The organism is Achromobacter sp. T5-5, from assembly GCF_055397965.1.
Genome location: NZ_AP027919.1, coordinates 5795156 through 5810695, shown reverse-complemented (window position 1 = coordinate 5810695; position 15540 = coordinate 5795156). Strand labels below are relative to the sequence as shown.

General features: G+C 66.8%; 14 protein-coding genes and 1 tRNA gene. 11 read left to right on the top strand and 4 right to left on the bottom strand.

What is annotated here, in order from left to right:
* The first annotated feature begins 34 nt into the window (after positions 1-34).
* From ACZ50Q_RS26235 to ACZ50Q_RS26220, 4 genes are all read left to right on the top strand, one after another.
* Positions 35-1183 (top strand): acyl-CoA dehydrogenase family protein, encoded by a 1149-nt coding sequence (locus ACZ50Q_RS26235; RefSeq protein ID WP_464079976.1) that lies wholly within the window; start codon positions 35-37, stop codon positions 1181-1183.
* 175 nt (positions 1184-1358) lie between these two features.
* Positions 1359-2588 carry a CaiB/BaiF CoA transferase family protein gene (locus ACZ50Q_RS26230; RefSeq protein WP_076518607.1) on the top strand — a complete coding sequence of 410 codons (1230 nt, stop codon included), beginning with the start codon at positions 1359-1361 and terminating at the stop codon, positions 2586-2588.
* Between the two features lie 88 nt (positions 2589-2676).
* Entirely contained in the window at positions 2677-4200 is a 1524-nt protein-coding gene (locus ACZ50Q_RS26225) for a 3-hydroxyacyl-CoA dehydrogenase (RefSeq protein WP_464079975.1), read from the top strand.
* Between the two features lie 178 nt (positions 4201-4378).
* A protein-coding gene (locus ACZ50Q_RS26220) for an IS3 family transposase (protein ID WP_464079392.1) occupies positions 4379-5727 on the top strand; the annotation gives its coding sequence in 2 pieces (ribosomal slippage) (positions 4379-4826 and positions 4826-5727; 1350 coding nt in all).
* 73 nt (positions 5728-5800) lie between these two features.
* Here ACZ50Q_RS26220 and ACZ50Q_RS26215 read toward each other — a convergent pair.
* A complete protein-coding gene (locus ACZ50Q_RS26215) occupies positions 5801-6709 on the bottom strand; it encodes a c-type cytochrome (RefSeq protein ID WP_464079974.1) in 909 nt (302 codons plus the stop codon).
* A gap of 227 nt (positions 6710-6936) precedes the next feature.
* On the opposite strand from ACZ50Q_RS26215, the gene ACZ50Q_RS26210 reads away from it, so the two are divergent.
* Positions 6937-7011: transfer RNA gene (locus tag ACZ50Q_RS26210), tRNA-Arg, on the top strand.
* 166 nt (positions 7012-7177) lie between these two features.
* Here the strand turns inward: ACZ50Q_RS26210 and ACZ50Q_RS26205 are convergent.
* Positions 7178-8467: a DUF2254 domain-containing protein gene (locus ACZ50Q_RS26205; RefSeq protein ID WP_464079973.1), complete on the bottom strand. Its 1290-nt coding sequence runs from the start codon at positions 8465-8467 to the stop codon at positions 7178-7180.
* Between the two features lie 115 nt (positions 8468-8582).
* On the bottom strand, positions 8583-8828 hold the full coding sequence (locus ACZ50Q_RS26200) for a hypothetical protein (RefSeq protein ID WP_056327580.1): 246 nt from the start codon (positions 8826-8828) through the stop codon (positions 8583-8585).
* Positions 8829-9041: 213 nt separating this feature from the next.
* Between ACZ50Q_RS26200 and ACZ50Q_RS26195 the strand changes: the two genes are divergently transcribed.
* The 6 genes from ACZ50Q_RS26195 (at position 9042) to ACZ50Q_RS26170 (ending at position 15005) form a co-directional block, all read left to right on the top strand.
* The gene (locus ACZ50Q_RS26195; RefSeq protein WP_464079972.1) at positions 9042-10166 is read left to right on the top strand and encodes a cupin domain-containing protein; all 1125 of its coding nucleotides are present in this window, start codon (positions 9042-9044) and stop codon (positions 10164-10166) included.
* A gap of 73 nt (positions 10167-10239) precedes the next feature.
* Positions 10240-11151 carry a fumarylacetoacetate hydrolase family protein gene (locus tag ACZ50Q_RS26190; protein ID WP_464079971.1) on the top strand — a complete coding sequence of 304 codons (912 nt, stop codon included), beginning with the start codon at positions 10240-10242 and terminating at the stop codon, positions 11149-11151.
* Between the two features lie 9 nt (positions 11152-11160).
* Positions 11161-11922 (top strand): GntR family transcriptional regulator, encoded by a 762-nt coding sequence (locus ACZ50Q_RS26185; RefSeq protein ID WP_464079970.1) that lies wholly within the window; start codon positions 11161-11163, stop codon positions 11920-11922.
* A 38-nt stretch (positions 11923-11960) separates the two neighbouring features.
* Positions 11961-12875: a LysR family transcriptional regulator gene (locus tag ACZ50Q_RS26180; protein WP_092579996.1), complete on the top strand. Its 915-nt coding sequence runs from the start codon at positions 11961-11963 to the stop codon at positions 12873-12875.
* Positions 12876-13015: 140 nt separating this feature from the next.
* Entirely contained in the window at positions 13016-14008 is a 993-nt protein-coding gene (locus tag ACZ50Q_RS26175; protein ID WP_464079969.1) for a Bug family tripartite tricarboxylate transporter substrate binding protein, read from the top strand.
* A 52-nt stretch (positions 14009-14060) separates the two neighbouring features.
* Complete coding sequence (locus ACZ50Q_RS26170) at positions 14061-15005, top strand: M14 family metallopeptidase (RefSeq protein WP_464079968.1); 945 nt, start codon at positions 14061-14063, stop codon at positions 15003-15005.
* Positions 15006-15014: 9 nt separating this feature from the next.
* Here the strand turns inward: ACZ50Q_RS26170 and ACZ50Q_RS26165 are convergent, their stop codons facing one another.
* Entirely contained in the window at positions 15015-15536 is a 522-nt protein-coding gene (locus ACZ50Q_RS26165; protein ID WP_076518617.1) for a lipocalin family protein, read from the bottom strand.
* Positions 15537-15540 lie beyond the last annotated feature (4 nt).

The following is a 15540-nucleotide window of genomic DNA, read 5'->3' as shown; positions in this document are numbered from 1 at the left end:
CCGAATCCGCATACAACATAGTGAGACTTCCATCATGGCCCTCGATACCGAAACCCTGAATCTTCTGATCGACGCCGTGCGCCGCTTCGTGCACGAGCGCCTCATTCCCGCCGAAGACGAACTGGCCGCCAGCGGCCAGGTGCCGCCCGACATCGTCAATGAAATGCGCGACCTGGGCCTGTTCGGCCTGTCCATCTCGCCGGACTTCGGCGGCCTGGGCCTGACGATGGAAGAAGAGGTCCGCGTCGTGTTCGAACTGGGCCAGACCTCGCCCGCGTTCCGTTCGCTGGCCGGCACCAACATCGGCATCGGCTCGCAGGCCATCGTGCTGGCCGGGACCGACGAGCAGCGTGCGCGCTATCTGCCCAAGCTGGCGAGCGGCGAGCTGATCGGGTCGTTCGCCCTGACCGAGCCCGACGCCGGCTCCGACGCCATGTCGCTGCGCGTGTCCGCCGAGCGCGACGGCGATTTCTACGTGCTCAACGGCACCAAGCGCTACATCACCAACGCGCCGATCGCGGGCCTGTTCTCGGTCATGGCCCGCACCGCGCCCGAGCGCCGGGCCAATTCCATCTCTTGCTTCCTGGTCGAAGCCGGCACGCCGGGCCTGATCATCGGCAAGCCGGACAAGAAGATGGGCCAGGCCGGGGCGCTCACCAGCGACGTCGTGTTCGACAACTGCCGCGTGCCGGCCAGCGCCTTGCTGGGCGGGGAAGAGGGCAATGGCTTCCGCACGTCCATGCGCGTGCTGGACAAGGGCCGCCTGCATATTTCCGCGCTGTGCGTGGGCATCGCCGACCGCCTGCTGCGCGACGCGGTGAAGTACGCCACCGAACGCAAGCAGTTCGGCCAGCCCATCGCCGAATTCCAGCTCATCCAGGCGATGATCGCCGACAGCCAGGCCGAGCTCTACGCGGCCCGCTGCATGGTGCTGGACGCCGCCCGCATGCGCGACCGCGGCGAGAACACCACCATGCAGGCCGCCTGCTGCAAGCTTTTCTCCACGGAGATGGTGGGCCGCGTGGCAGACCGCGCGGTGCAGATCCATGGCGGCGCGGGCTACATGTCCGAGTACGCGGTCGAGCGCTTCTATCGCGATGTGCGCCTGTTCCGCATCTTCGAGGGCACGTCGCAGATCCAGCAACTGGTGATCGCGCGCGAGACCATCAAGGCCCATTCCTGATTTTCCGCCGGCCGCAAGCCGGCCAATGCGTTCGAAAGGCTAATATCCAGTCTGACGAATGCTGATCGGGAGGCGGCCCGCGCGGGCCGCCTTCTGGCATGACGGAATTCCAGTCTGGCTTGCGCAACGGCGCGGGCCGGAAGTTCTCATTTCCCTTCTAGCGAAAAGATTACAGATGTCGCAACGTCCCGCTCCCCTAACCGGCATACGTGTGCTGGATCTGACCCGTGTGCTGGCGGGTCCCTGGTGCACCCAGAACCTGGCCGATCTCGGCGCCGAGGTGATCAAGATCGAACGGCCCGGTTCGGGCGACGACACGCGGGCCTGGGGGCCTCCGTACCTCAAGGACGAAGCGGGCCGGGACACTACCGAGGCCGCCTATTACCTGTCGGCCAACCGCAACAAGATGTCGGTGGCGCTGGATATCGCGTCGCCGCGCGGCGCCGAGCTGGTGCGCGAACTGGCCTTGCAGAGCGACATCCTGGTCGAAAACTTCAAGGTCGGCGGCCTTTCCAAGTACGGCCTGGACTACGCCAGCCTGAAAGAGCTCAATCCGCGCCTCATCTACTGCTCGATCACCGGCTTCGGCCAGACCGGTCCCTACGCCAGCCGCCCCGGCTATGACTTCATGATCCAGGGCATGGGCGGCCTGATGAGCATCACCGGCGAGCGCGACGACCTGCCGGGCGGCGGCCCGCAGAAGGCGGGCGTGGCCGTGGCCGACCTGATGACCGGCATGTATTCCACCGTCGGCATCCTGGCGGCCCTGCACGAGCGTGCGCGCAGCGGCCTGGGCCAGCACATCGACATGGCCCTGCTGGATTGCCAGGTCGCCATGCTGGCCAACCAGAACCTGAACTTCATGACCTCCGGCGTGGCGCCGCGCCGTGCCGGCAACGCACACCAGAACCTGGTGCCCTACCAGGTGTTCGCGGCCAGCGACGGCCACCTCATCGTGGCGGTCGGCAACGACAGCCAGTTCCGCAACTACTGCGGCGCCATCGGCCTGCCCGAACTGTCCGCCGACCCGCGCTTTTCTACCAACCCGCAGCGCGTCAAGAACCGCGAGGAGCTCGTGCCGCTCCTGGCCGAACGCATGGCCACGGGCGAGCGCGACCATTGGCTGGCCGCGCTGGAAAAAGTGGGCGTGCCGGCCGGTCCGATCAATACGCTGGACCAGGTCTACGAAGATCCGCACGTGCTGGCCCGCAACATGAAGCGCGAGCTGCCGCACCCCGCGGCGGGCACCGTGCCCATGGCCGCCAGCCCGCTGAAGTTTTCCGGCAGCCCGGTCGAATACCGCCGCGCGCCGCCCATGCTGGGCGAGCACACCGAGCAGGTCCTGTCCGAAAAGCTGGGACTGTCGGCCGAAGAAATCCAGGCGCTGGCGCAGACCCGGAGCTGACGCGACCCCCCGGGGCGGCATGGCGCCGCCCCGTCGCGCTGACCGCGCCAGGCGCACGATCCATTCCAATAGAGGCAGGAGAAAGTTGATGACGGAGATTCAAACCATCGGCGTCGTGGGCGCCGGGGCCATGGGGCGCGGCATCGCGCAGATCGCGGCGCAGGCCGGCCTGCGCGTGCGCCTGTACGACACCAGCGCCGACGCCATCGCGGCGGCGCGCGAATCCTTGCGCCAGACCTGGGAGAAGCTGGCCCAGAAGGGCAAGCTGTCCGCGGCTGACGCGCAGGCGGCGCTCGAGCGCGTGGAATCGGCCACCGCGCTGACCGACATGTCGGCCTGCCAGCTTGTGGTCGAGGCCATCGTCGAGCGGCTCGACGTCAAGCGCGATCTCTTCGCGGCGCTGGAAGGGGTGGTCTCCGAAGACTGCATTCTGGCCTCCAACACGTCGTCGCTGTCCATCACCGCCATCGCGGCCGCCTGCAAGCGGCCGCAGCGCGTGGCCGGCTATCACTTCTTCAACCCGGTCGCGCTGATGAAGGTGGTTGAGGTCATCGACGGCCTGCGCAGCGCGCCGGAAGTGGGCGATGCGCTGGCGGACCTGGCGCGCCGCATGGGCCACACGCCCGTGCGCGCCAAGGACATGCCCGGCTTCATCGTCAACCACGCCGGCCGCGGCATGAATACCGAAGGCCTGCGCGTGGCGCAGGAGGGCGTGGCCACCTTCGCCCAGGTCGACGCCGTCATGCGCGAGCAGGCCGGCTTTCGCATGGGGCCGTTCGAGCTGCTGGACCTGACCGCGCTCGACGTCTCGCATCCGGTGATGGAATCCATCTATCGCCAGTTCTTCGACGAGCCGCGCTTTCGGCCGTCGCCCATCACGACGGTGCGCCTGGCCGGCGGGCTGATCGGCCGCAAGGCCGGCGAGGGCTTCTACGTCTATGCCGACGGCCAGAAGCAGGTGCCGGCCGAAGCGCCCGTGCCGGCGCTGCCCGAAGGCCTGAAGGTCTGGGTCAGCCCCAAGCATGGCGAAGGTTACGCGCGCGCGTCCGCGCTGATCGAAAAGCTGGGCGGCACGCTGGTCACGGGCTCGACGCCGGACGCCGATGCGCTGATCATCGTCACGCCGTTCGGCGAAGACGTGTCCACCACGGTCTCCGCGCAGGGCCTGAACGCCGCCCGCACGGTCGGCCTGGACACGCTGTACGCGTTCGACGGCGCCAAGCGCCGCACGATCATGGTATCGCCCGCCACCGAAGCCAAATGGCGCGACGCCGCGCATGCGCTGCTGGCCTCGGACGGGGTGCCGGTAACGGTGGCCGACGATTCGGCCGGTTTCATCGCGCAGCGCATCGTGGCGCACATCGTGAACATCGCCTGCGATATCGCGCAGCAGCAGATCGCCACGCCGCAAGACATCGACCTGGCCGTCACGCTGGGGCTGGGCTATCCGGTGGGTCCGCTGGCGTTGGGCGACAAGCTGGGCGCCGACCGCATTCTGGAGATCCTGAAGAGCATGCAGCGCGTGACGGGCGATCCCCGCTATCGTCCGAGCCTCTGGCTGCAGCGCCGCGTACAGCTCGGCATGTCGCTCTTGAAGTCGACGGCGGAGTAGTTGTCTGACATCCGCTGACGGCGGAGACGGTGTCTGACACCCGCGGAGACGCTGCGCCAAGCCGGCGAGCATCTCCCCAGGGTGTCAGACACCGGCCATCGGCCACAAAAAAGCCCCTTGATGATTTGAACTGACCCCCGAAAGTTGGACTTTGATCCATCCTTCGGGGGTTTTTTGCATGGCAAAGTACGACGAGCAGTTCAAACTGGACGCTGTCCGGCGGTATCTGTCTGAACAGCATAGTTATGCGGAAGTGGCGCGGGAGGTCGGCGTGGACTATGCGTTGCTGCGGCGATGGGTGGCTGTCTACCAACTGCATGGACGGGCTGGTTTAGTCAGGCCGCGCAAGCGGTATTCGGCGCAATTCAAATTTGAGGTGTTGAAGCGCATCGAGCAGGACGGCTTGTCGGACAGGCAGGCTGTGGCGGTTTACAACTTGGGCGATTCCGGGACCATCGGCAAATGGCGTCGTGGGTATGATGAGGGCGGAATGGGCGCATTGGAGCCCAGACGTCGAGATAGCCCCGCCATGCCACACAAGTATCCACCCGAGCCAACAGCCAAGGACATGACAGAGAAGCAGTTGCGCGAAGAGAACGCGTACCTGCGAGCGGAGCTCGATTACCTAAAAAAACTCGATGCCTTGATCCAAGCGGAACGGACCGAAGCGCTGGTGAAAAAGCGCAAATGGTCCAAGGGTTGAGGCATCGTCATCCGCTGGCGCTATTGCTGAGAGCAGCCAAGCTGTCGCGCAGCACGTTCTATTACCACCTGAAGGCGCTTGGCGCCGTGGACCCGTACGCCGAGCTCAAGCAGCGCATCGACGCGGTCTATGCGCAACACAAGGGCCGCTATGGTTACCGCCGGATCACGGCGGTGCTGCGCCAGGCAGGTGAGCTGGTGAATCACAAGACGGTGCAGAAGCTGATGCAGGCGCTGGGCTTGAAGTCGCTCGTGCGCGCCAAGAAGTACCGGTCCTACCGAGGTCAGTCGCATCATGTGGCGGCCAACGTGTTGGCGCGTCGCTTCGAGGCCGAGCGTCCGAACGAGAAGTGGGTCACCGACGTGACCGAGTTCAACGTGCGTGGCGAGAAGCTGTACCTGTCGCCGGTGATGGACCTGTACAACGGCGAGATCGTGGCCTACGAGACCGCTCTGCGGCCGGTGTTCAAGCTCGTGGGCAGCATGCTGAAGAAGGCGCTGGCGCGGCTGCGGCCGACGGAGCGCCCCGTGCTGCACTCCGACCAGGGCTGGCAATACCAGCAGCCCATCTACCGGCGCATGCTGGCCGCCCGGTCCGTCACGCAGAGCATGTCACGCAAGGGCAACTGCCTGGACAATGCCGCCATGGAAAGCTTCTTCGGCACGCTCAAAGCAGAGTTCTTCCACCTCAACCGCTTCGAGAGCATCGAGCAGTTGCAGGCCGGCATCCGGCAGTACATCCATTACTACAATCACAACCGCATCAAGCTCAAGCTAAAAGGCCTGAGCCCGGTGCAATACCGAGCTCAGGCCTTCGGGCTTTAGTTGACCGTCCAACTTCTGGGGGTCAGTTCAATTCAAGGGGCTTTTTTTTGTGGTCTGTCTTGCCGGCGGGGTATTACTGCGCGGCATTCACCATGAACTGCACGGCCGCACGGATGTCGTCTTCCGAGGCGTTGGCCGCGCCGCCCTTGGGAGGCATCGCACCCTTGCCCGTCATGGCGACCTTCACCATGGCGTCCATGCCGGTGCTGATGTAGGGAGCCCAGGCGGCCTTGTCGCCGAACTTGGGCGCATTGGCCACGCCCGTCGCGTGGCACGCGAAACAGACCGTCTTGTAGAGCTGTTCGCCGGCCGGGTTGACGGCGGCGGTTTTCTGCTCGGGGGCGGGGGCCTGAGCGGCGGCAGCGGGTGCGGCGGCAGCCGGTGCTGCGGCGGCTGGTGCCGCGGCCGGGGCGGCAGCCTGTGCGGCGGGGGCGGCGCCGGCGTCGGCTTCCTTCTTGGCGCCGTCTTCAGCAGGCGCAGCGGGTTCGGGCAGCGAGGCGCCGGACTTGTTGGCCATGTACACCACGGCGCGCGCGACTTCGTAGTCGGACAGGGCCGGGTTGCCGCCCTTGGCGGGCATGCCGCCCTTGCCGTGCAGCGCGACCTTCAGCATTTCGTCGTAGCCGGCCTTGATGAAAGGCGCCCAAGCGGCGTTGTCGCCCAGCTTGGGTGCGCCCGCCACGCCGGCGGTATGACAGGCCGTACAGACGGCGGCGAAAACCTGTTCGCCAGTCTTGAAAACTTTGGGGGCGTTGGCGTCAACGAGCTCGAATCCGGCAACCGGCGCGATCCGCCGGGCAATGGCTTCACCGGACAGGGCATCCGAACCGGCGTTGGTCTTGGTGCCGGTGACGACCATGTTCACCAGTAGGATGATGATGGCGATGGGCACCACGAAAGCCAGGACGATCGTGACGATCAGTTGCTTCGGGGTCTTGATGGGGGAGGAGTGCTCTTCTATGTGTTCCTGCTCGTTGCTCATGACCAAATCCTGCTAACGGGTGGGGCGCCTGGCGGCGGCAACAGAAAATCAGTACTGCACAAGTCGGCGGCAAACCATGCCCGCCTGCAAGCAAACGCTGGATTATATAACGGTGTCAGGGACGCCGGTCCAATGACACTGAGCGGGTTTTCGCGGAGATTGACGGAAGATTTGATCCACTTCATGCAGATCCCGCAAAAGTGGGTACAATACCGCCTCCTTGCGCTGCGCCCGTAGTTCAATGGATAGAATGAGAGTTTCCGAAGCTCTTGATACAGGTTCGATTCCTGTCGGGCGCGCCACCAGATCAACGGGTTGGGTGAATCTTCGGTCCACCTTGCACCCCGCTGTTGCACCCATCTCTTGCACCCCACGTCGCCAAATACTTGCTCCCTCCGAGCGCAGCCTGGCGGCGCATAGCGAGCCGCAGGCTTCGCGTCCCATCCTTCCCCCCGGTTTGCCGTGCCTTCAATACGCTTCGCGTCGCAGCAGCGGTTGCGCCAGCTCGCGGATCCGGCGCTTGTCTTCGTCCAGCACCAGCGCGTGCTCGGCGTGTTGAAGCAAGCGCGCGGCATGGCGCGACGCGGCCGCTTTGAACAGGGGTGGATTGATCTGCGCAAGGCTCAGGAGCGCCTTCGTCATGCGCGTGTCGACTTCCAGCAGACCCGCGCCGTCACGCGCGATGGGGCCGAAAAAATCGTCGAACAGATCGTCCACGTCCAGCGGGTGCACGTAGATGCGCTGGCAGTCGGGGTCGGCCTCCGGTGGCGAGTCGGGCGGCTGCCCCCAGCAGGTCAGGCTTCTGACGCCCCGGCCAATGACGTCTATCGCCGTGCCGGGGTCATTCACGGCCGGCGACAAGGCGCGGGACGCGATTTCGGACAGCACCGACAAGCCGAAGCGCGGGTCGTGCTCGAACGTGCGATGCGTTCCCAGGGTGATGGCGCCGAGAATGGCTTCGTGCAGGGCCTCGCGCGCGGCCGGCTCCTCGCCGGGTTGGGGCACGAGCCACGCCAGCGCCATGCCGGCATGGGCGAATCCGCCCGGCAGGACGTCAAGGTAGATCGAGGCCTGATGTTCACGCGCGATCCGGCCCAGCGCCTGCACGTCGACGTGCTGCACGTAGCCTGTCCGGTCGCTCGACACGGCCTGCGCCGACGCGGGGGGCAAGCCTGACGCCGGATAGGGGGTGCCGCCCAGGTAAGGCCATTGAACGCGGTGGCGGAGGGCGTCGATGGTTGCGCTTTCGACGCGGTCGATGGTTTCGCCGACCCGTCCGAGCTTGGACAGATGGTCGATCCAGCGCAGTAGCGTGTAGACGATCAAGATCACCACCGCAATCGTCACCGTGAACAGCAAGACCCGCCCTTGCGCGCCATAGGCCCCCGTGCTCAGCGCAATGAGGCCCACCAGGCTGAACAGGAACGAACCGATGAACGTCGCCAGCGCGTTCTGCGTGGTGGTGTCCTGCATGACAAGGGTGGTTGCGCGAGGCGTCACGCCGGTGCTTGCCGCGCCGTAGGCCGCCACCATGGTGCTGAGCGAAAAGGTGGTCACCGCCAGCATGCTGGACGCAATGATGCCCAGGATCTTGTCGACCGCGTCGGCACCGATGCGGGCGGGCAAGGTTTCAGGAATGGCGCCCTTGAAAATGATGGCGAGCAGCGCGGTGGCGACGCCCAGCAATGAGAAAAGACTGGCCCTGAACCAAAGGCGCCTGGTCAATTGCCTGAGCGCCCAGCGCCAACGAGCAATCATCTTTTCTCCTTCGCGTGACAGGTCCCGGGGCCGTGCGCCGCGCCCGGTGGAACGATTCCGTGCAGCGAGCGTACCACCCGCCGCACGCTCGTCCCTCGGGGCGGCGCCCCGGAGACTAATCGTCCAGCGACGGCACCGTGCCTATCTGCATCAGGATGCGCGGCGATTCCATGTCGCCGGTTTCCTTGTCGATCATGACTTCATAGGCGGCGACGCCCGCGAACTTGGAGGCCATGGAGTTTGCGATCCGGATGGCTCCGAATTCGCTGCTGGCCGGACGGATTTCCCCGGGGGCGACGCCATTGGCGGCGGCGCGGTAGGGAACGACGATGTACTGAACGAGATGAGCAGCTTCTGACACAGGAATTCTCCCCTGGACGACAGTTGGTCGGGCGAGCGAAATGTATCACGTCGCACTGTGTTTTTGTACAGTATTCTCGGCGTTGCGGCCAACTATTTTTCACGCACCAGCCTGCTACAGGAAAACCCCTAGCGTCTTGGGATTGCCCGCCGACCAGACCGCCTCTTAATATTTTCGAAAATCCTCAGTGTTTTATAAAACCAGGGGCAAGCGATGGAATCGAACCGCTACGACGCCTACCGCGAGCACACGGCGGGCCGAGCCAATGTGGCCGACTCGCCGGAGCGGGTGGCCTACTATCAGGAGCTTGCGCGGCTGGAAACGGGCGCGCTCTGGACGGTGGCCAACAAGATCGAGCCCTGGGCGCCGCGGTCGGCATCCGTGCCCGTGGTCTGGCGTTACCAGGACCTGCGCGGCCATGTGCTGCGCTCGGCCGAGCTGGTGTCTCCCGAAGAGGCGGGCCGGCGCGTCATCTACCTGAACAATCCGGGCCGGCGGGATGTGGCGGCGGCGGTGGGCTGGCTGTATTCGGGCCTGCAGGTCATGAAGCCGGGCGAGCTGGCGTCCGCGCATGCGCATTCGCATTCCGCGCTGCGGTTCATCATGGAAGGCCAGGGCGCGTACACCGTGGTGGACGGCCACAAGATGACGCTGGGCGCGAACGACTTCGTGCTGACGCCGAACGGCACCTGGCACGAGCACGGCGTGGCCGAGGACGGCACGACCTGCATCTGGCAGGACGGGCTGGACATTCCGCTGGTCAATGCGCTGGAAGCGGGCTTTTACGCCGTGCATCCCGACCTGAACCAGACCGTGACGCACCCGGTCGACGACACCAGCGGCGCGTGGGGCGGGGTGGCGCTGCGGCCGCAGGTGTCCGGCTGGACGAAGCCCTATTCCCCGCTCTTCAAATACGAATGGGAGCCCACCTACGAGGCCCTGCGCCGCTACGCGCGCACGACCGCGGGCAGTCCCTACGACGGTATCCTGCTCGAATACGTCAATCCAGCCACGGGCGGCGCGGTCATGCCGACCATCGGCGCCAGCATGCAGTTGCTGCGTCCCGGGGAACACACCCAGGCGCACCGGCACACCGGCAGCTTCATCTACCAGGTGGCCAAGGGCAGCGGCTTTTCCGTGATCGACGGCAAGCGCTACGACTGGACCGAGCGCGACATCTTCTGCGTGCCGTCCTGGGCCATCCACGAGCACGCCAACCTGTCTTCCAACGATGACGCCTGCCTGTTCTGTTTCAACGACCTGCCCGTCATGCGCTCGCTCGCCCTGTACCGCGAGGAAGCGGTACAGGACAACGGCGGCCATCAACGACTGATTTAGATGCTTCCGATGCCTGCGCGCCGCCGCGACGCGGCGGACGTTCCCCTCACACTTTGACTTTCTGGAGTTCTCGATGCGCCTGGTGACCTTTCGCGCTCATCCCACCGCCGCCGCCCGCCTGGGCGCGCTGGTCGACGGCTATGTGGTCGACCTTTTCCTGCTGGGGCAGGAGGGCGGGGTGGACCTGCCCGACGACATGCTGGACTTCATCGACCTGGGTCCGGTCGCGGTCGCGCAGGCGACGCGGCTGCTCGATACGTTCCGCGGCAACTGGCCGGTGGGCACGGCCTTGCCGCAGGACAACGTGAAGCTGCTGGCGCCCATCCCGCGCCCGCGCAAGAACATCTTCGGCATCGGCCTGAACTATGTCGAGCACGTCGCCGAATCCAGCCGCACGCTGGACACGTCGGCCGACCTGCCCAAGCAGCCGGTGATCTTTTCCAAGCCGCCCACCACGGTGATCGGGCCGGGCGACGCCATCGAGCACAACGCCAGGATCACGCAGCAACTGGACTGGGAAGTGGAACTGGCGGTGATCATCGGGCGTCGCGCCTCGCGCGTGGCCGAGGCCGATGCGCTGTCCCATGTGTTCGGCTACAGCGTGATGCTGGACATGAGCGCGCGCGACTGCCGGCGCGCCGGCCAGTGGATCTATTCCAAGGGCCAGGACACCTACGCGCCGTTCGGCCCCTGCATCGTGACGGCCGACGAAATCCCGGACCCGCAGGTGCTGGACCTGTGGCTCACGGTCAACGGCGAGAGGAAGCAGGGCTCCAATACCCGCCACATGCTGTTCAAGGTGCCGTTCCTGATCTCCGACATCAGCGCGGGCATCACGCTGGAGCCGGGCGACATCATCGCCACCGGCACGCCGGAGGGCGTGGGCGCGGGTCGCAAGCCGCAGGAATTCCTGTGGCCGGGCGACGTGGTCGTCGCCTGCGTGGAAGGGATCGGCACGCTGCGCCATCCGGTGGTGGCCGTCTAGGAGCGCAGCGTGAAGCCCCGAATCAAGGCGCCGCGCGCGGACGCGGTCGCGGCCGCGCATGGCGACGCGCAGGTCGAAGACATCACACTGTCCGAACAGATCTACCGGCAGCTGCGCCGCGACATCATGCGCGGCGCGTTCGCGCCGGGCCAGTCGCTGCGGCTGGAGCTGCTGCGCCAGCGCTATGGCGGCAGCTTTTCGCCCATCCGCGAGGCGCTGAACCGGCTGCGCAGCGAACGCATGGTGCTGACCACCACGTCGCGCGGCTTCCGGATCGCGCCGCTGTCCGTGGAGGAAATGCGCGATGCCTGCGAAACCCGCATCCTGATCGACTGCGACGCGTTGCGGCGTTCGCTCGCCAACGCCGACGACGCCTGGGAGGCGCGGCTGGTGGGCGCGTTCCACGCGCTGGCGCTGGCCGCGCGGCGCGCGGACGACGCGCCCGTCCTGGACCAGGAGCGCGAGGACGCGCTGGAGGCCCGCCACCAGGATTTCCACCAGGCGTTGATCGGCGCCTGCCGGTCGCCCTGGCTGCTGGACCTGTCCGCCCAGCTTTACGCGCAGACCGAACGCTACCGCCGGCCCGCGCGCGCCCAGGCCATGGCCTACGGGTCCGAACGCGACGTCGATGACGAACACCGCGCGCTGCTGGATGCCGCGGTCTCGCGCGATGCCGACCGCGCGGCGGCGCTGTTGGCCGCGCACTACCGCAAGACGGCGCAGGTCATCGAGCGCATCCTTTCCCTGCCCGCGGGCCAGCAAGCGGCCTAGTTCCGCACCGATCGCGCGATGCCGTAAGCTTTCGGTCCATGGCAGACCTCAAACTCCTGGAAGACCTGATCGCGCTGGCGCAGACCGGCAGCTTCGTGCGCGCGGCCGAATTGCGCCACGTGACGCATCCCGCCTTCGGCCGCCGCATCCGCGCGCTGGAAGCGTGGGCGGGCACGGCGCTGGTGGAGCGCCAGCGCCTGCCGGTGACGCTGACGCCGGAAGGCGAGACGTTGCTCAAGACCGCGACGCAGGTGATCGAGCAGATGGGACTGGTCCGCCATCGCATCCGCAGCTCGGGCGCGGGCGGCGAGGCCGTGCTGCGCATCGCCACGGGGCGCAGCCTGGCGCGCACGCTGGTGGCCGACTGGATCGCGCGGCTGCGGCACCGCGCGCCCAAGGTGCTGACCGACGGCACGCAGGTGGAACTGTCCACCGGCAAGGCGCAGGACCTCGTGATCCGGCTGGAACAGGGCAAGGTAGACCTGCTGTGCTGCTACGAGCATCCGGCGTTGTCCGTGCCCCTCAGCCCGTCGCGCTATCGCTACATGACGCTGGCGACCGACAAGCTGGTGCCGGTCAGCCAGATGGACACGCGCGGACGGCCGCGTTATCTGCTGCATGAGGGCGGCGCGCCCGTGCCGCTCATTACGTACACGGGCGGCCTGGCGATGGAGCGCATCGTGGGCGACAGGCTGGAGGCCACGCCCTATGCCCTGACACCCTTTGTGCGCAGCGATTCACTGGATGCGGCGCACGGGGCGGTCGCCAAGGGCGTCGGCGTGGCCTGGCTGCCCTGGTCCATGGTCGCGGCCGATTGCCGGCGCGGCGCGCTGGCCGCGCTGGGCGGGCGCAGCGATGAGATCGCCTTCGAGGTCCGCCTGTATCGCCCGCGCGCCCGGCTGACGGACCTGGCCGAAGCCGCCTGGGAAGCGACCGCCAACCGCAAGGCCTGACTTGCCGGACCCAAAACCGGATTAGCACAAAGATGTGCCGTCTTGGCACGGACGGGGCCGGGGGCGCGCTCGAAAATACCCTCCGAAACTCAAACGAGACGGCTACGCCGTCCACCCACAGCACCCCAAGGAAGAAAACCATGAAGTCCATCCTGCACCCGATGCGCGCAGCGCTCGTTTCGCTCTGTGCCGCCTCGGCCCTTGCCGCCGTGCCCGCCGCCAGCGCGGCCGACTATCCCTCCCGCAGCATTTCGCTGGTCGTCGGCTACCCCGCAGGCGGCAGCCTGGACCTGACCGCGCGCCTCTTGGGCGAAGAACTGGGCAAGCGCCTGGGCCAGACGGTCGTGGTCGAGAACGTCGGCGGCGCCGGCGGCACGATCGGCGCGCAGCGCGTGGCGCGCGCCGCGCCGGACGGCTACACCATCTTCCTGGGCTCCACCAACGAGATGGTGATCGCCCGCATGATCAACACCGCCGTGAAGTACGACAGCGCCAAGGATTTCACGGCGCTGGGCATCGTGGCGTCGCAGCCGATGCTGCTGGCGGCCAGCAAGAATTCGGGCGTGAAGACCGCTGCCGAGTATCTCGAAAAGCTCAAGGGCGCGGCGCCGGGCACGTTCAACTACGGGTCGTCGGGCGTGGGCACGACCTTGCACCTGGCCGGCGAAATGATCAATGAGGCGACGGGCACGCGCGCCGAGCACGTGCCTTACCGCGGCGTGTCGCCGCTGGTGACCGACCTGATGAGCGGCCAGCTCGATTTCGGCATGCTGGTGCTGTCCTCGGGCCTGCCGCAGGTGCGCAGCGGCAACATCGTTGCGCTGGGCCTGACCGAGAACAAGCGTTCGCCCGCCGCACCCGAGATCGCGCCGCTGGCCGCAACAAAGGGCTTCGAGTCGGTCGACATCAACCTGTGGTTCGCGCTGTATGGCCCCGCGGGCCTGCCCGAGCCGGTCGTGGCCAAGCTGCGCGCCGCGCTGGATGAATCCCTGAAGTCCGAGCAGTTCCGCTCCAAGCTGCAGGACGCCGGCGGCGAAGTGGCCAAGCCGGGCATCGATCCGGTGGCCTTCCAGGCTGAAGAAACCAAGAAGTACGGCGCGCTGGTCAAGGCCGCCAAGATCGAGGCGCAGTAAGGCCGCGCCGCAAACACGACATCGCAACACCAGGCATCAAGCGGATATCACCATGGAATTCAAGCTTCCCGTTCCCGACCTCGCCGCCGAGCGCGCCGGCAATACCGACACGCCCGGCGTGTGGCATTTCGATTCGGGCGTGCCGGGACGGGCGCTCATGGTGAGCGCGCTGGTGCACGGCAACGAGCTGTGCGGCGCGTGGGCGCTGAAGGACCTGCTGGCCTCGGGCCTGCGCCCGCGGCGCGGCAGCCTGACGCTGGCGTTCTGCAACCTGGATGCGTTCGACCGTTTCGACCACGCGAACCACGATGCGTCGCGCTTCGTGCAGGAAGACATGAACCGTGTCTGGAGCGCCGAGCGCCTGGACAACCCCACCACGCCGGACCGCCAGCGTGGCGCCGCGCTGCGCCCCTGGGTGCGGCGCGCCGACTGGCTGCTGGACCTGCATTCCATGCACGAACCCGGCGCGCCGCTGCTGCTGACGGGCGTGCTGCCGCGCAATATCGCGCTGGCCCGCCGCCTGAAGGCGCCGCAGCACGTGATCGTCGACGCCGGCCACAAGGACGGCGTGCGCATGCGCGACTTCGAGCACTTCGGCGATCCGGCGCGGGAAGACGCCTGCGCGCTGCTGATCGAATGCGGGTTCCATGGCGACCTGTCGTCGCGGGACGTCGCGCGCGACATGGTGGCGCGGATGCTGGTGGAGTCGGGCGTGGCCGATGCGTCGGACCTGCCCGAAGGCTGGCTGCTGGCCGACCCGGCGAGCCAGCGTGTCCTGGAAGTGACGGACGCCGTGGTGGCGCCCTCGATGAACGTGCGCTTTGCCGGCCCGTGGTCGGGACTGGAAACGTTTGAAAAGGCCGGGACGACCATCGGCTGGGCCGACGATCAGCCGGTGGTCACGCCCTACGACCATTGCACGCTGATCATGCCGTCGCTGCGCCAGCTCAAGCCGGGTGTGACGGTGGTCAGGCTGGCCCGCGATTACGCGGGCTGAGGGCGGCGCTTACTTCTGCGGCGTGTAGCGCAGCTCGTCGAGCTGGTAGCCCTGCGCCGTGGCGGCGGCCAGCGCCTTGTCCAGTTCTTCCTTGGGCAGTTGCGGCGAGCGCGACAGGATCCACAGGTACTTGCGGTCGGGCGTGCCGACGACCGCCCAGCGGTAGTCCGGGTCCAGGCCGATCACCCAGTAATCGCCCTTGAACGGCTTGAAGAACGACACTTCGAGCTTGGCGTTGTTGCTGCCTTCGACCACCGTGGCGGTGCCCGAGGCCGAATCGATATCCCCGTCCTTGGTGCGGCAGCGGTTGTTCACGCCGATCGTGCCGTCGGGGTTGGCGGTGTACTCGGCGGTCGTGTCTCCCACGCAGTTGCGCTGGAAGAACATGGGGAAGTTGGCGATTTCGTACCACATCCCGACGTAGCGTTTCAGATCCACGGATTCCACGGTCTGCATGGGCGGCGGCGCGGCATGGGCGATGCCCGCCACACTGGCCGCCAGGGCCAGCAGGAATGTTGCGGTGCGGCGCATGGAT

Bases quoted from the DNA above. Each gene is read 5' to 3' on its own strand.
- ACZ50Q_RS26180 (WP_092579996.1), top strand. From the start codon at position 11,961: ATGGCAGACCTCAAACTCCTGGAAGACCTGATCGCGCTGGCGCAGACC.
- ACZ50Q_RS26235 (WP_464079976.1), top strand. From the start codon at position 35: ATGGCCCTCGATACCGAAACCCTGAATCTTCTGATCGACGCCGTGCGC.
- ACZ50Q_RS26165 (WP_076518617.1), bottom strand. From the start codon at position 15,536: ATGCGCCGCACCGCAACATTCCTGCTGGCCCTGGCGGCCAGTGTGGCG.
- ACZ50Q_RS26170 (WP_464079968.1), top strand. From the start codon at position 14,061: ATGGAATTCAAGCTTCCCGTTCCCGACCTCGCCGCCGAGCGCGCCGGC.
- ACZ50Q_RS26190 (WP_464079971.1), top strand. From the start codon at position 10,240: ATGCGCCTGGTGACCTTTCGCGCTCATCCCACCGCCGCCGCCCGCCTG.
- ACZ50Q_RS26230 (WP_076518607.1), top strand. From the start codon at position 1,359: ATGTCGCAACGTCCCGCTCCCCTAACCGGCATACGTGTGCTGGATCTG.
- ACZ50Q_RS26215 (WP_464079974.1), bottom strand. From the start codon at position 6,709: ATGAGCAACGAGCAGGAACACATAGAAGAGCACTCCTCCCCCATCAAG.
- ACZ50Q_RS26225 (WP_464079975.1), top strand. From the start codon at position 2,677: ATGACGGAGATTCAAACCATCGGCGTCGTGGGCGCCGGGGCCATGGGG.
- ACZ50Q_RS26195 (WP_464079972.1), top strand. From the start codon at position 9,042: ATGGAATCGAACCGCTACGACGCCTACCGCGAGCACACGGCGGGCCGA.
- ACZ50Q_RS26175 (WP_464079969.1), top strand. From the start codon at position 13,016: ATGAAGTCCATCCTGCACCCGATGCGCGCAGCGCTCGTTTCGCTCTGT.
- ACZ50Q_RS26205 (WP_464079973.1), bottom strand. From the start codon at position 8,467: ATGATTGCTCGTTGGCGCTGGGCGCTCAGGCAATTGACCAGGCGCCTT.